This is a genomic window from Acinetobacter sp. NIPH 817, from assembly GCF_000368405.1.
Classification (GTDB): domain Bacteria; phylum Pseudomonadota; class Gammaproteobacteria; order Pseudomonadales; family Moraxellaceae; genus Acinetobacter.
The window spans coordinates 1,219,085-1,234,364 of sequence record NZ_KB849420.1 but is presented as its reverse complement, the minus strand read 5'-3'; the positions used below and the strand labels follow the sequence as shown (position 1 = coordinate 1,234,364).

13 protein-coding genes are annotated in these 15,280 nt (G+C 40.1%); 9 read left to right on the top strand and 4 right to left on the bottom strand.

Annotated elements, in window-relative coordinates:
• From F968_RS09430 to F968_RS09415, 4 genes are read left to right on the top strand one after another with little or no spacing between them, the layout of a single operon-like run.
• Window positions 1–1,539, top strand: coding sequence for a 2-oxo acid dehydrogenase subunit E2 (locus tag F968_RS09430; protein WP_004792518.1), 1,539 nt, complete (start codon window positions 1–3; stop codon window positions 1,537–1,539).
• A 10-nt stretch (window positions 1,540–1,549) separates the two neighbouring features.
• Entirely contained in the window at window positions 1,550–2,953 is a 1,404-nt protein-coding gene (lpdA, locus tag F968_RS09425; protein ID WP_004792516.1) for a dihydrolipoyl dehydrogenase, read from the top strand.
• 26 nt (window positions 2,954–2,979) lie between these two features.
• On the top strand, window positions 2,980–3,765 hold the full coding sequence (locus F968_RS09420; protein WP_004792515.1) for an acetoin reductase: 786 nt from the start codon (window positions 2,980–2,982) through the stop codon (window positions 3,763–3,765).
• A 29-nt stretch (window positions 3,766–3,794) separates the two neighbouring features.
• The gene (locus tag F968_RS09415; RefSeq protein ID WP_004792513.1) at window positions 3,795–4,853 is read left to right on the top strand and encodes a 2,3-butanediol dehydrogenase; all 1,059 of its coding nucleotides are present in this window, start codon (window positions 3,795–3,797) and stop codon (window positions 4,851–4,853) included.
• A gap of 47 nt (window positions 4,854–4,900) precedes the next feature.
• Here the strand turns inward: F968_RS09415 and F968_RS09410 are convergent, their stop codons facing one another.
• Complete coding sequence (locus F968_RS09410; protein WP_004792511.1) at window positions 4,901–5,812, bottom strand: bestrophin family protein; 912 nt, start codon at window positions 5,810–5,812, stop codon at window positions 4,901–4,903.
• A 69-nt stretch (window positions 5,813–5,881) separates the two neighbouring features.
• Window positions 5,882–7,150, bottom strand: coding sequence for a sigma-54 interaction domain-containing protein (locus F968_RS09405; protein WP_004792508.1), 1,269 nt, complete (start codon window positions 7,148–7,150; stop codon window positions 5,882–5,884).
• Window positions 7,151–7,341: 191 nt separating this feature from the next.
• Here F968_RS09405 and F968_RS09400 point away from each other — a divergent pair, with 191 nt between their 5' ends.
• The 4 genes from F968_RS09400 to F968_RS09385 all read left to right on the top strand — a co-directional run bounded on the left by F968_RS09400 (window position 7,342) and on the right by F968_RS09385 (window position 11,850).
• Window positions 7,342–8,037, top strand: a complete 696-nt coding sequence (locus F968_RS09400) for an MBL fold metallo-hydrolase (RefSeq protein WP_004792507.1) — start codon at window positions 7,342–7,344, stop codon at window positions 8,035–8,037.
• Window positions 8,038–8,049: 12 nt separating this feature from the next.
• The gene (locus F968_RS09395; protein ID WP_004792506.1) at window positions 8,050–9,705 is read left to right on the top strand and encodes a bifunctional protein tyrosine phosphatase family protein/NAD(P)/FAD-dependent oxidoreductase; all 1,656 of its coding nucleotides are present in this window, start codon (window positions 8,050–8,052) and stop codon (window positions 9,703–9,705) included.
• 239 nt (window positions 9,706–9,944) lie between these two features.
• Window positions 9,945–10,736 carry a sulfite exporter TauE/SafE family protein gene (locus F968_RS09390; protein ID WP_004792504.1) on the top strand — a complete coding sequence of 264 codons (792 nt, stop codon included), beginning with the start codon at window positions 9,945–9,947 and terminating at the stop codon, window positions 10,734–10,736.
• A 109-nt stretch (window positions 10,737–10,845) separates the two neighbouring features.
• The gene (locus tag F968_RS09385; protein WP_004792503.1) at window positions 10,846–11,850 is read left to right on the top strand and encodes a homoserine dehydrogenase; all 1,005 of its coding nucleotides are present in this window, start codon (window positions 10,846–10,848) and stop codon (window positions 11,848–11,850) included.
• A 31-nt stretch (window positions 11,851–11,881) separates the two neighbouring features.
• Here F968_RS09385 and F968_RS09380 read toward each other — a convergent pair whose 3' ends face one another.
• Window positions 11,882–12,799, bottom strand: coding sequence for a DMT family transporter (locus F968_RS09380; protein ID WP_004792502.1), 918 nt, complete (start codon window positions 12,797–12,799; stop codon window positions 11,882–11,884).
• A 166-nt stretch (window positions 12,800–12,965) separates the two neighbouring features.
• On the opposite strand from F968_RS09380, the gene F968_RS09375 reads away from it, so the two are divergent.
• The gene (locus F968_RS09375) at window positions 12,966–13,820 is read left to right on the top strand and encodes a helix-turn-helix domain-containing protein (RefSeq protein WP_004792501.1); all 855 of its coding nucleotides are present in this window, start codon (window positions 12,966–12,968) and stop codon (window positions 13,818–13,820) included.
• A gap of 19 nt (window positions 13,821–13,839) precedes the next feature.
• Here the strand turns inward: F968_RS09375 and chrA are convergent, their stop codons facing one another.
• Window positions 13,840–15,186, bottom strand: coding sequence for a chromate efflux transporter (gene chrA / locus F968_RS09370; protein ID WP_004792500.1), 1,347 nt, complete (start codon window positions 15,184–15,186; stop codon window positions 13,840–13,842).
• Window positions 15,187–15,280: the final 94 nt, after the last annotated feature.

Here is a 15,280-nt window from a genome sequence, read left to right as displayed (position 1 = left end):
ATGAGCGAAATTAAAACGCTGGAGATCCCGAAATGGGGATTATCCATGGAAGAAGGCACGATTGCCCAATGGTTGATTAAAGAAGGCGATAGCTTTAATAAAGGCGATGAAATTTGTGAAATTGAAACCACAAAAATCGTCAATGTATTAGAAGCGCCTTTTGCAGGAACGCTCCGTAAAATTTTAGCAAAAGATGGTGAGACTTTACCGGTCGGTGGGCTTATTGCGGTATGTGCTGAAAGTGAAGTTTCTGATGCAGAAATTGAAACATTTATTGCATCACTAGGTGGTTCAGCAGCTAAAGCCCCTGAAGCATCTTCGGAACAGAGTAAAGCAGAAACATCTGTACCTGTTGCTGAAAAAGCAGAACAACCACAGTCTATAGCTGCAAGTGCTCCAGTTCCAGTAAAGGCTGCTAAAGGTGACTACGCTGTACCCGAGTCATTACAAGGTTATCAAACATCTGATGAGTTGTTTACAACACCGCATGCGTTAAAACTTGCTGAAAAGCATAATGTGAACTTAGCGAAAGTCACAGGTTCTGGTCGTGAAGGACGTATTAGTGTTCAAGACATCCAGAAAGCTGTGCAGGCTGCTGGAGGTCAGTGGCCTGATATTAAACAGCAAACTCAAGCTAAAGTAGTTAAATCTACTGCCGACGATAGCCGAGTTTCAGCGACGCCTGTAGCACGTCGTTTAGCAAAACAATGGGGCATTAATTTAAATGACTGCCGTGTTTCAGGTACTCGTGGCCGGGTTTGTAAAGAAGATGTTGAAGCAGTTTATTATCGTAACAACCCAACGTCGGTAAATGAACAATCTGCTCAATGTGCGGTTGCTCAGCCACAGTCGACCGTTACAACTGTGGCGATGAATGGTATGCGTAAAGCGATTGCTTCACGGTTACAGGCTGCTAAACGTAATGCACCGCATTTCCGCCTAGTAGTCGATCTAAACGTAGAAGCTATGCAAAAACTACGTAAGCAAATTAATGAAACTGTGCCACAGGTGAAGCTCTCTATTAATGACATGTTAATTAAGGCTGCTGCAGCGGCACTCATTAAAGTACCTGAGGTGAATGTTCAATTTGATGAGGCGACTCAATCAATTTTACAGTTCTCTCAAGCAGATATTTCGGTAGCTGTGGCAATTCCAAACGGTTTAATTACACCCATTGTAAAAGCTGCAAATCAAAAATCGTTGGCACAGATTTCCGATGACATGCGTGATTTGGCAACCCGTGCCAAGACTGGCAAATTACAACCTGATGAGTTTCAAGGCGGCAGTTTTAGCATTTCAAATTTAGGAATGTTAGGCATTAAACAGTTCGATGCCATTATTAACCCACCGCAAGGTGCAATTATGGCATTAGGTGCTTCTGAATCTCGCGCTGTTGTTGAAAATGGCAATGTAGTGGTTCGTGAGATTGTCACTGCGACGTTGTCATGCGATCACCGAGTCATTGATGGTGCAGTTGGGGCGAAATTCTTGGCCAGCTTTAAGCAGTTTGTTGAAAACCCTGCTTTAATTTTGGTGTAGGAGAACCCGCATGTCAGAAGCTCAATTTGATTTAATTGTGATTGGCGCGGGACCGGGTGGGTATGTGGCTGCAATTCGTGCAGCCCAGCTCGGGTTAAAAACCGCAATTGTAGAAGAACAACATTTAGGCGGAATTTGCCTAAACTGGGGCTGTATTCCAACTAAAGCTTTGCTTGCAGGGGCAGAGCTTGCAACTCAGTTTAAACATGCTGGACAGTTTGGTTTTCAAGTTTCTCAACTCGATTTTGATATTCAAAAACTTGTGCAACATAGCCGTCAAGTGTCAGCTCAGTTAGTACAAGGCATTGATTACTTGCTTAAAAAGAATCAAGTGACTGTGTTTAATGGTCGTGCTCAGCTTACGGCTAAAGAAAAAATTGAAGTGACCGATGCTCAAGGTAAAAGTCAGGCTTTGAGTGCACCCCATATTATTTTGGCAACTGGAGCTAAAGCTCGACATGTTCCTCAGCTTCCTGTCGATGGAACGTACGTGTGGAGCTATAAAGAAGCGCTTGTACCAGAGCAGTTACCAAAAAACTTACTGGTTGTGGGTTCGGGTGCAATTGGTAGCGAGTTTGCTAGCCTTTATCAAGACTTGGGTTGTCAGGTCACGCTTATTGATTTAGCCAAGCAGATTTTACCAACTGAAGATGCGGAAGTTGCTCAATTTGTTAGAAAACAATTTGAACAAAAAGGTATGAAAGTCTTAACCGATGCTGTTGTTCAAAGCATTCAAATTGAAAATGGTCAAGTTCACTGTGTGGTTGAAACGGCAAATGATGTTCAAACGCTTGTTTTTGACCGTGTACTTTCGGCAATTGGTGTACAGCCTAATACCACGGGGCTAGGGCTAGAACGTTTAGGTGTGGAACTCAATCCACAAGGTTTTGTGGCAATTGATGACTATTGTAAAACCAATGTAGCAGGGCTTTATGCGATTGGTGATGTGGCTGGAGCACCGTGTCTTGCCCACAAAGCAAGCCATGAAGCCATGATATGTGTCGAGAAAATTGCTGGTGTGACAAACGTCCATTCACTTGATCGTAGCCAGATCCCGGGTTGTATTTTTACGCATCCACAAGTGGCGAGTATTGGTTTAACGGAAAATGCAGCAAAAGCTCAGAACCTACCTATACGAATCGGCAAGTTTTCTTTAACTGCAAATGGTAAAGCTTTGGCAATTGGAGATGCGTCAGGTTTCGTTAAAACGGTGATACATGCAGAGACGGGCGAACTACTTGGTGCACATATGGTAGGCCATGAAGTGACTGAGCACATTCAAGGCTTTGCAATTGCTAAATATCTAGAAGCAACTGATGAAAGCTTAGCTCAAGTGATTTTCCCGCATCCAACATTATCAGAAGCCATGCATGAGTCTATTTTGGCTTCAATGCAACGAGCGATTCATATGTAGAAATTCTGCATTTACAGGAGTTGAACATGGTTAAGGGATTAAAAAATAAAGTCGCTTTAGTCACAGGGGCAGCTCAAGGCATTGGCCGTGGGATTGCCCTGCGCTTGGCGCAAGAAGGGGCACATATTGCATTAGTCGATATGAAACAAGATCGATTGAATGATGTGCAGCAGGAAATTCAGGCTTTAGGTGTAAATGCGAGCACATTTATTGCTGATGTCAGTGACTGCGAGCAAGTGTACGCTGCTATAAATCATGCTGAGCAGGCCCTTGGTGGATTTGATGTCATGATTAATAATGCTGGAATTGCACAAGTTCAAGCGATTGCAGATATCACACCTGATGAATTTCAAAAAATTGTTGATATCAATATTGGTGGTGTACTGTGGGGCATACAGGCTGCAGCTGCAAAATTTAAGCAACGCCAACATAAAGGTAAAATCATTAATGCCTGCTCAATTGCGGGCCACGACGGGTTTGCTTTACTCGGTATTTACTCGGCAACCAAATTTGCGGTACGAGCACTTACCCAAGCCGCGGCAAAAGAATATGCTAGTCATGGTATTACGGTAAATGGATATTGCCCCGGAATTGTCGGAACAGATATGTGGGTTGAAATCGATAAACGTTTTGCTAAAATTACCGGTGCCGCAATCGGTGAAACTTATAAAAAATATGTGGAAGGCATTGCTTTAGGTAGAGCCCAAATACCAGATGATGTAGCTGCATTAGTTGCTTTTCTGGCAAGTGAAGATTCAGACTATATTACGGGTCAATCCATTTTAACGGACGGCGGCATTGTCTATCGCTAAAACAACATCCTGATTTGAGGGAGATAATAATGAAAGCAGCGCGTTTTTATGACAGAGGCGATATTCGTATTGAAGATATCCCTGAACCAGAAGTCACTCCTGGTACTGTAGGCATTAAGGTAGCTTGGTGTGGAATCTGTGGTACAGATTTACATGAGTTTATGGAAGGACCGATTTTTATTCCACCTTGTGGACATCCGCATCCTATTTCAGGCGAATCTGCGCCGATCACCATGGGACATGAGTTTTCAGGTGTGGTTTATGCCGTAGGTGAAGGCGTTAATGACATTGAAATTGGTCAACATGTCGTAGTAGAGCCTTATATTGTGGCCGATGATGTGCCGACTGGACCAGGTGATAATTATCATCTTTCTAAAAATATGAACTTTATTGGTTTAGGTGGGCGTGGTGGTGGTTTATCGGAAAAAATTGCAGTTAAACGCCGTTGGGTGCATCCAATTTCCAATAAAATTCCGCTAGATCAGGCGGCCTTAATTGAACCTTTATCGGTTGGTCATCATGCCTATGTGCGTAGTGGTGCAAAGGCTGGTGATATTGCACTGGTAGGTGGTGCGGGCCCAATAGGTTTGTTGCTTTCAGCAATTTTAAAAGCGAAAGGTCTTAAGGTCATCATTACCGAGCTAAGTGCAAAACGTAAAGAAAAGGCCAAAGAGTCGGGAGTCGCAGATTATATTTTAGACCCGTCAGAAGTTGATGTTGTTTCTGAGGTCATGAAAATTACTAATGGCGATGGCGTCGATGTCGCGTTTGAATGTAGTAGCGTTAACAAAGTTTTAGATACTTTGGTTGCAGCAGTCAAACCAACAGGCGTTATCGTTATTGTTTCGATTTGGAGCCACCCAGCATCAATTAATGTGCACAGTGTGGTAATGAAAGAGCTTGATGTGCGAGGCACAATTGCCTATGTAAATGACCATCAAGAAACCATTAAATTGGTCGAAGAAGGTAAAATAAATTTGGAACCTTTTATTACCCAGCGTATTCAACTTGTTGATTTGATTTCACAAGGTTTTGAAACCTTAATTCATAACAATGAGTCAGCAGTTAAGATTATCGTACAGCCCTAAATAGATACTTAAACCTATAAAAAAGAGCGATGATTCGCTCTTTTTTATTAAAGTAAATTGTTGTCTTGGGCTTCAATAATAGGCGGTAATGGCTGTCCTAAAGAGCTTAGAGACTCTCGCTCAATCAAACGCACAATTGAATCGAGCGGTAAATCATTTTCTTGCAAACCGAAAGGTTCTTCAATTTGAGCGCTTAAGGCATCTAAGCCTAAAAACATATAAGCAATTAAACCCACAATAAGCGGTGTCCAAATACCTAAAGCTGCTTCAAGGCTAAAAGGTAATATGAAACAAAAACAGTAAACAGCACGATGTAAAAGTACTGAATATGAGTAGGGTAAAGGTGTACCGGCTATACGGTCACAACCCGCTTGAATATTGCCTAGCTCAACAATATGGCGTGTCAGAGTGCTATAGATAATGTCACTAATTTCGCCGTCTTTTAGAGCTTTGACTAAATCTTTTTGAATATTTTCGAGTACAAATTGTGGTGCATTAATATGCTCATTTAAATAATCGAGTGAAGAGTTATTTAAATACGCATGTTCAAGAAATTTGGTGGGTTCAGCGGTTTGTTGGCGCAGTCGATCACGTAATAAATTGCTAAAAATTAAGACCTGATGAATTAAATGTTCACGTTGTTCATTGGTGAGAACGTGGCTGTCTCTAACAATATGTCTGGCATTGGCAATTAAAGCTCCCCAAAGTTTGCGACCTTCCCACCATCGATCATAACAGGCATTATTTCGAAAACCCGTACAAATCGAAAGAATCACGCCAAAAATAGTAAATCCAATCGCGGGTACGGTAGGAATTTGAATCCAATGATAATAAGAGAGCCAGACCACACATGCTGAAATAAGTACAACAAAACTTAGTGCTGGCAAAACCTTGGGTAGAACAGTTCCTTTCCATGCAAATAAGAGTTTAAAAACGCTGCTTTTATCGCGAACAATCATAGAAAGCCTTTGAACTAACGGACCTAACCAAGAGCAATATGATACGCCTTAGACGAGCTAAATACCTAACTAAAGCTTATGCTTTTGTCTGTATCGCCAAAGGGTAGTACGGCTAATTCCAAAAATATTCGCAACCATATTCAAGTTATGGTTATATTTTTCTAAAGCAGCTTGCACATTTTCGGGGGTAAGTTCTGTATTTGTCTCAGGCAATTTAACGTATTCGTCTGCATCTAATAGTTCATTTGGTAAGTCTTCAACTTCAATTTCATCCTTACCATTTGCCATGGTTAAGGCGTAAAGTAGGGTGTTTTTAAGCTCACGAACATTTCCCGGCCAGTCATAATTCAATAAAACTTGCATGGCTTTTTGATTGACATGACGAGGCATTGTGTCGAGTTGAGTGGAGCTTTCTTTTAAAATCTGATCGACAATGAGAGGAATATCGATTTTTCGCTCTCTGAGTGGTGGTATAAAAATTGGAATTACGCGTAAACGGTAGAGCAAATCGTGGCGGAAACGCCCAGCTTTAGCTTCTTCGCGTAAAGCTTTATGTGTTGCAGTGATAATTCGGACATTGGCTTGAATCGGTTTTTCACCACCGACTGGCGTAAATTCACCTGTTTCTAAAACCCGTAATAATTTAGCTTGAAGCTCTAAAGGAATCTCGGCAATTTCATCTAAAAACAGCGTTCCACCAGCGGCACGTTCAAACACACCTTTATGGTCACGAATTGCTCCAGTAAAAGCACCTTTCACATGCCCAAAGAGTTCACTTTCTAAAATATTAGAATTTAAAGCTGCACAGTTAATTGCTACAAAAATCTTATTTTTACGTTGGCTATAATCATGAATTGCTTTTGCCACAAGTTCTTTACCGCTACCAGATTCGCCGCGGACGAGCACAGGAAACTCAGTAATTGCCACCCTTTGAATAATTGAAAACATACGGGCCATTTCTGGTGAGCAACTATTGAAAACTTTAGCCAAGTCTTGCAATTGGTCTGTTAGCTCTGTTTCAGCGAGGTCATTCTCTATGCTAACGGGCTGTAGAACATGTAATTTCCCGATAATGCGATGCTCTGCGATGTAAATATCATTTTCCTGATAGATAAATCGCTTTCTCATTTTAGGAGTATTGATTTCGAGATATTGATTGTGATGATCTTGAGTAAGCGCTGCCATGCTCTCAACAGAAATGTCATCTGTATTAAATTTATAGTGAATTGCTTGAGTCGTTGTGTCTGCTAAAAACAGACTCGCATTTGGGAATAAAGCTTTTAATTGCTCAAATAAAATAAAAAAATCTTGTTCTGACTTAAAATTTAGCTTTGCCATTTCATATGTTTCAATATCGTTTCATTGAAACATACTTGAGTTGCATAGAAACATCAAGCAAAGTTTATATTCTCATCTCAATTTTAATTTCTTAATTAAACAACTGATTTTTATATTTATTATTAAATTTTAAATAATTGGCATCTTATTTGCAAAATATAGGAAAGAAATAAATTATTGGGGTATAAATCATGTTCTTTAAGCAGTTTTTTGAGCAGGAAAGTTCGACTTATACATATATGCTTGGGTGTGAAGAAACACGAGAGGCTGTTTTAATTGACCCAGTTGCATCAGATATAGAGATTTATGCAAAAGAATTGGAGCAGCATCAATTTACGCTCATCTATACCTTAGATACACATGTTCATGCAGACCATATTACTGCCGCGAATTTGCTTCGTGAACGTTTCCATTGCAAATCGGTTTTACATAGAAACTCAGATGTAAGTTGCGGAGATATTTTAATTACAGATGGTTGCATGCTTAAAGTTGGCAATCTCAGTATTGAAGCGCGTTATACACCAGGTCATACCAATGCTTGTACGAGTTATTTGGTTGGAGACATGGTTTTTACCGGCGATGCATTGTTAATTGATGGCTGCGGTCGAACTGACTTTCAGCAAGGTAATGCAGGCACACTTTATGACAGTATTCATAAACAACTTTTCAGTCTGCCTGACGATACTATTGTATATCCAGGACATGACTATAAAGGTCGTCTGTCTTCAACCATTGGTTATGAACGTTTAAATAACTCACGTTTAGGCCAGAATCGCTCACGAGAAGATTTTATTCAATTGATGAATAATTTAAATCTGCCATATCCAAAGCAGATCGATAAAGCACTACCTGCCAATCAGGCCTGTGGCTCAACTTCACAATCATAAGAAGGTGGCAATATGGAACTTAAACGAGTTAACCAAGATTTTTATGTTGCTGGTCAAATCACTGCTGATGAAGTCACAAAAATTGCAGATCAGGGGATAAAAACTTTGATATGTAACCGTCCAGATGGAGAAAGTGCAGATCAACCCAATATAATTGAAATTGAAGAAGCAGCTCAGCGCCATGGCCTAAAGGTAATTTATCAGCCTGTTACCAGTGGCAAAATTACCGATCAACAAGTTGCCGAGTTTAAGCAACTTTATCAGAATGCCCAAAAACCTGTTTTAGCGTATTGCCGTTCTGGTATGCGTGCAATCAGTTTATGGGCTTTGACCGAAGTAGACTCAAAAGATGTGGCTTTGTTAGTGGAATCAGGTAACAAACTTGGTTTTAACTTAAAAGGCCTGGTTCCACGTATTTTAAAACGCGATCATGAACCAGCCACAATTCCTTGTTATAGCGTTGTGATTGTTGGTGCTGGGGCAGCTGGAATTTCTGTAGCATCGAGCTTACTGTCTCGTGAACCTCATTTAGATATTGTCATTATTGATCCAGCCGATACACATTATTATCAACCAGGTTGGACCATGGTAGGGGCTGGTATTTTTAAACCACAAGTAACTGCACGCTCTATGGCAAGCGTGATTCCTTCAAAAGTTAAATGGATGAAAGCTGCGGTTGCTGGATTCGACCCTGAGCACAATCATGTTATTTTGGAAGGATGCCAACCGATTCAATATAAAGCATTGGTCGTGTGTCCTGGTTTAAAACTCAACTGGCATGGCATCGAAGGTTTAGTCGAAACCTTAGGTAAAAATGGGGTGACGTCTAACTATCGTTATGATTTAGCACCGTATACATGGGAACTTGTGCAACAGCTAAACGGTAGTAAGGCAATTTTTACCCAACCGCCTATGCCGATTAAATGTGCCGGTGCTCCTCAAAAAGCGATGTACCTTTCAGCCGACTATTGGTTAAAGCAAGGCAAACTCAAAGATATCTCTATCCATTTTTATAACACCGGCGGTGTTTTATTTGGTGTGAAGGAATATGTACCTGCACTAATGCAATATGTCGAAAAATATGGCTCTGAACTGCACTTTAACCATCAACTTGTCAAAGTAGATGGACCTGCAAAAAAAGCATGGTTTAAGGTAGTGAACGATGAAAATGCAGCATTGGTCGAAACTGATTTTGATATGTTGCATGTTGTTCCACCGCAACAGGCACCAGACTTTATTCGCGCTAGTACACTCACTGATGAAGCAGGCTGGGTGAGTGTGAATCCTCAAACCTTACAACACACACAGCATGCCAATATTTTCGCTTTAGGTGATGTAATGAATGCGCCTAATGCCAAAACGGCTGCTGCTGCTCGCGCACAAGCTCCAATCGTCGCTGTGAATGTGATAGCGCAGCTCAAAGGCGAGCAGAACTTCTGTGAATACAACGGCTATGGCTCATGCCCACTTACAGTAGAGCGTGGAAAAATCGTTCTAGCTGAGTTTGGTTACGGCGGTAAGCTTCTTCCAAGTTTTCCAAAATGGGTGATTGATGGGCAAAAACCATCTCGTTTAGCTTGGTTGCTTAAAGAACAGATTTTGCCGCCGATTTACTGGCAAGGCATGCTCAAAGGCCGTGAATGGATGGTCAAACCTGAGCGAGGGTAAACAAAGCAACGCTTTGTCCGAGCGCAAGGCGAAAGCTGTGCTTGAGCGGAAGAGGATAAGTAAAGATTAACAATCTTTACCCGAGCGCAAGACGAGAACTACGTTCGAGTTAAGAGAATAAAACAAAGCAACGCTTTGTCCTGAGAAGCGGTTGAAGCTTCGCAAGAAGATGAGAATTTGCTCACTCATCAAATGGCAGTTCACAGCAAATGAAATATATGCAACTTTAGGCTTTTGATATGTTACTACTTGTCGTTGAAGGCATCGTGATTGGCTTTTTACTTGGTCTAACTGGGGCGGGTGGCGGTATTCTTGCCGTACCCGCACTTATGACCAGTCAAGGCTGGACAGTGGCTCAAGCAGCGCCTATTGGTTTGCTCGCTGTCGCACTCTCTACACTCATTGGAACTATTGAAGGCTTATTTAAAAAGATAGTTCGTTATCGTGCTGCGATCTGGATTGCCCTTATTGGTGCCCCAATGGCACATATTGGAATTTTAATAGCCAATGCGATTTCACCTGTCTGGCTCATGTTAATGTTTAGCTTGGTCATGTTTACAGTGGGCTATCGACTCATCAGTAACCGAGTTTCGGATTTCCACAACCCGCCGTGTCAGGTCAACCCAAGTACAGGACGCTTTATCTGGAATTTAAAAACGGGAAGCGTTCTTGCCAGCATTGGAATTATCGCGGGGCTTTTAACTGGTATGCTAGGTGTTGGTGGCGGCTTTGTAATTGTGCCAGCGCTTAGAAAAGTCACAAATTTGGATATGCATAGCATTGTTGCAACCTCACTTATGATTATTTTTCTCATTAGTGGGATAAGCATTGTGATGCATATTGCAGAGGGTTTTCATTATCCAGTAGGTATTACTAGTGCGTTCGCACTTGCATGTGCATTCGGTATGTTGTTAGGACGCCGAGCTATTCGTTTTATTCCGTCTGCAATTGTGCAAAAAGTCTTTGCTTTAATGGTTTTTGCTGTCGCAATTTATATGGTCATTAAGATAGTTAATCTAACAAGTATCTAAGTAATATAGTATTTTAACTATCTCTATAGTTAGCAATTTTCTAAAGATGAGATGTTAAAATTATCTTGGGAAAATTGATTTAAACCATTTAAATTTTTGAGAAAGCGAAATGAAGCGAGTTAACGTGGCAATTTGTGGTTTTGGACGGATTGGGCAACAAATTGCAGAGCTTCTTTTAAATCGATCGGCATACTATCAACAAAAATATCAAATTGATGTCCGTTTAGTGGGTGTCTGTAACTCATCTTCAGGTTTAATTGATCAAGAGGGTTTACACGCTGCTGAGTGGCTAGATAAGTCAAAATACCAAGTAGACTTAACTGAACAGCAGTTTTTAGAACAGGTTCAAGCCGATGTCATTATTGAGACTGGCCCAAGTGATTATGTTACCGGTGGAAAAGGCCTATCTTATTTAAACTATGCTTTAACACATAACATGAATGCGATTGCAGTATCTAAAGGTGCTCTAGTCGTAAATGGTAAAAAATTAATTAACTTGGCACATCAGCACAATAAAAAATTATTTTTTAGTGGAGCGACGGCTGCTGCTTTACCGACTGTTGATTTGTTTGAATATAACTTGGCTGGCTGTCAAATTTTAGAAATAGAAGGTGTCTTTACCGGAACCACAAATTTTATTTTAAATGATATGTTGCAACATGAATGCGCATTTGCTGAATCTCTTGGAAAAGCTCAAGCAAAAGGTATTGCGGAACCTGACAGTTCTTTCGATGTAGATGGATGGGATACTGCTGCCAAAATTACGATATTGGCAAATACTGTTTTGGGAGCTGATGTAAAAATTCAAGATATTCCAAGACAAGGAATCAGTCATGTGACTGCCGATCATATTCGTGATTGGAAAAAAGAAAATCTAATTCCTCGTTTGGTGGGTTTTATTCATAATAAAAATCAGCAAGTTCAAACAGGTGTTGAGTTAAGGCTAGTTCCAACACATCATCCTTTTGCTCATCTGCAAGGTTCTAATAAATGCATTCGAGTGTTAACTCAAGAAATGGGTGAGCTTGTTGTAAGTGGAGGAGCATCTGCGCCCTTAGCTACAGCAGCCGCGGCTTTAAAAGATTTCGAGTTGATGCTAAAAATGAGCTGCTAAAATTAATTATGATTTATAAAAAAGCAGGCTTTTATGCCTGCTTCTCACAATTTTTTTGACTATTAAATAACTTTTTTCCAATTTCAAACTTACTAAACATTAGGTAGTTGCCAAGTAAGATTAATAAAATTCCAATTACAGCATTTAAGGTCCACTGATATCCTTCAAAGAAGGTAGAAACAGTTAGAGCCACTAAAGGGAAAAGTAATGTGCTATAGGCTGCTTTGGCTGCACCAATTCGCCCAACCAAAGAAAAATAAGCAGAAAACCCAATAACCGTACCAAATACAGCTAAGTAAAGTACCGAACTTAAAAATGGAAAATTCATCGGCGGCATTAAATCTTGGCCAGTAAATAAAGCTAAACTTAACATTACTAACGACCCATAAGTCATGGCATAACAGTTTGTTGAAAAGATATTTAGACCACGTTTTTGATGTCTAACACTGATCATATTCCCTAAAGAAAAACCGTAAGTGCCTATTGCACATAATCCAATACCCATTAATAACTGTGCATTAAATTGGCTATTTATGAGATCATGCCAAAAGAGTAAAACAATACCACCTAGGCCTAAAAGTGCAGCTGGAGCAAAATTTGGTGAAGGTTTTTGCTTAAAAAAGATAAGCGCATTAATGGCATTAAAGAAAACAGCCATCGAAAAAATGACGGACTCTAAACCGCTGTTTACATATTTAACTGCGGTATAAAAACAAATAAAGTTTAGGCCGAAAACACATAGACCTTGCAGCATACAAAACAAGTGATCTTTTAAAGCAATTCGCTGTAATTTTCCTGAAAATAGTAAAACAACCCAAAGTAATAAGGCTGAAATAGCAAAACGCCATAAAATTGCGACGACGGGTGTTGCATAATGGCTCTGAACAGCAATTCCAATCCATGTTGTCCCCCAAATCAACACCACCGCAACATAGAGTAAAATATTCATAAGTTCATCCTCGATTACCAAACTTAAGTATCTAGGAATGCTTAATTTTTCACTTATATATTCTTGTGTTCTACATGCAAGATCTTGCGTTTTTTATAGAACTAAACTAGCTCAATTTTGCTGAATATGGTTAACTTAAGCTCAATGAGATTCGTTTTAATTTTGCATGGCCTATCAAACTTTAGAACAGCTACAACAATCTAAAGCCAAGCTTCACGAAACGGTGGTGCTTGATGAAAATATGCAACTTGCATTTTGGTCTAATGAGCAAGATCGTGTAAGTGTCTGTAGCGATCACCATACTTTAAGTCTTTATATTCAAGATGGCTATGAAAGCTATCAAAAAACCCCTGCGGGCTGGAAAAATGGCGGTGGACCGGGTCGTTTTTGCTTATTGCCTGAACATCAGGAATCGACTTGGGATATTCGAGGTGGGCTTAAATTCGTTCATTTGTATTATACCGATCAACATTTGCGTGATGTTGCTGAAAAAATATGGGACAAAGAACCGAATCAAATTGAACTGAATGAAGTTGTTTTTAATGATGACGAAAAGATTCGTGCGCTATATCAATTTTTCCTACTAGATTGTGACTGGAATGATTCAGCAAACCATTTACAGATGAGTACCACTGCCAGCTTATTGCTCAATCATTTAATTCGGAGATATAGCAACGTTAAGTGGCAGCAGCCTGTCATTAAAGGAGGCCTTGCTCCTCATAAACAAAAATATATTCAAGACTGGATTGAAGGGCATCTAGACCAAGCACTCACTCTGTCTGATTTAGCAAATGTTGTGAATTTAAGCGAATATCATTTTGCCCATATGTTTAAACAGTCCATGAATATGGCACCTCACCAATATGTCATGCAAAGACGCTTAACTAAGGCAAAAGGTTTAATTCAGTCATCTCAGCTTTCTTTACAAGATATCGCGCTGGTGTGTGGTTTTAGTTCAGCGAGCCATTTAAGCCATCGCTTTAAACAGTTTTATGGTATGAGTCCTTCACAGTTACGTTAAAGGGCTCATGGACTAATTTTTATAAAATATAAACACCTAAACCAATCAGTGCTGATGCAAAAATGACATACAGCACGTTAATGTTAAAGCGGAATAACGCAATAAATGCAGCAATGGTAATTAAGGCTGCGATAACATCAAAGTGACCAGAAAAACCGTGTGGCCATAGCACGTGATAACTAAAAAATAATGCTAAATTTAAAATCACACCGACAACAGCCGCGGTAATTGCAGTGAGTGGCGCCGTAAATTTAATTTCATTATGTGTAGATTCAATAATGGGTGCACCAGCAAAAATAAATACAAATGAAAAAAGGAAAGTAAACCAAGTCACAATGATTGCACCGAGTGCTCCAGCAAAAAATAGATGCTCAGAGCCAAGTAAGGAATGATTGACACCACCTAAAAAACCAACAAAGGCAACCACCATAATGAGTGGGCCAGGTGTCGTTTCTCCAAGTGCCAGTCCATCAATCATTTGAGTTGGTGAAAGCCATCCAAAATGATTTACAGCACCTTGATAGACATAAGGTAAAACTGCGTAAGCCCCACCAAAAGTGAGTAATGCAGCTTTAGTAAAAAACCACGCCATTTGAGTATAAGAATGATGCCATCCAAAATATGCGCCTAAAGCTAAAATTGGTAATAACCATAAAATGATTGCCACAAAAATAAGTTTAGCTAACCGCAACCAATGGAATTTAGCATGCTCTGGTGTCGGGGCATCATCATCAATAAATGCCGGACCATAATCCTTTTGACTGGCTTTATGCCCAGCGACTGAGGAAAATAGTTCTGGGTACCTTTTACTGCCTAAATAGCCAGCAATACCAGCTGATAGAACAATAAGAGGGAAAGGAAGCTTTAAGACAAAAATGGCAAGAAACGCCGCAATTGCGACGAACCATAAAAATTTATTTTTAAGCGAACGGCTACCTATTCGGTACGTTGCATTAAATACAATTGCGGTAACGGCAGGCTTAATCCCGTAGAAAATACCTGCAATCACAGGAACATCTCCAAATTTTATATAAACCCAAGACAGTCCAATTAAAATAAATAAGGAGGGTAATACAAATAGAATACCTGCAACTAATCCTCCAGCAGTTCTGTGCATAAGCCAACCAATGTAGGTTGCTAATTGCTGTGCTTCAGGACCGGGTAACAACATGCAGTAGTTGAGGGCATGCAAAAATCTTTTTTCAGATATCCAGCGCTTTTGTTCAACGAGTTCTTGATGCATGACAGCGATTTGTCCAGCTGGCCCACCAAAACTAATAAAACCCAGCTTGAGCCAAAATAAGAAGGCTTGCCAAAAGCTGACTTGAATAATATTTTCAGGTGAAGGGGATTTTTCGTTTTCCATTTTTATCCCATCAAAAAATTGATTCATAAGGACCAAGAACATCAAAAACTAGTAACTTTTAGTCAATTAAATAAGTTAGATGTACTATGCAGTT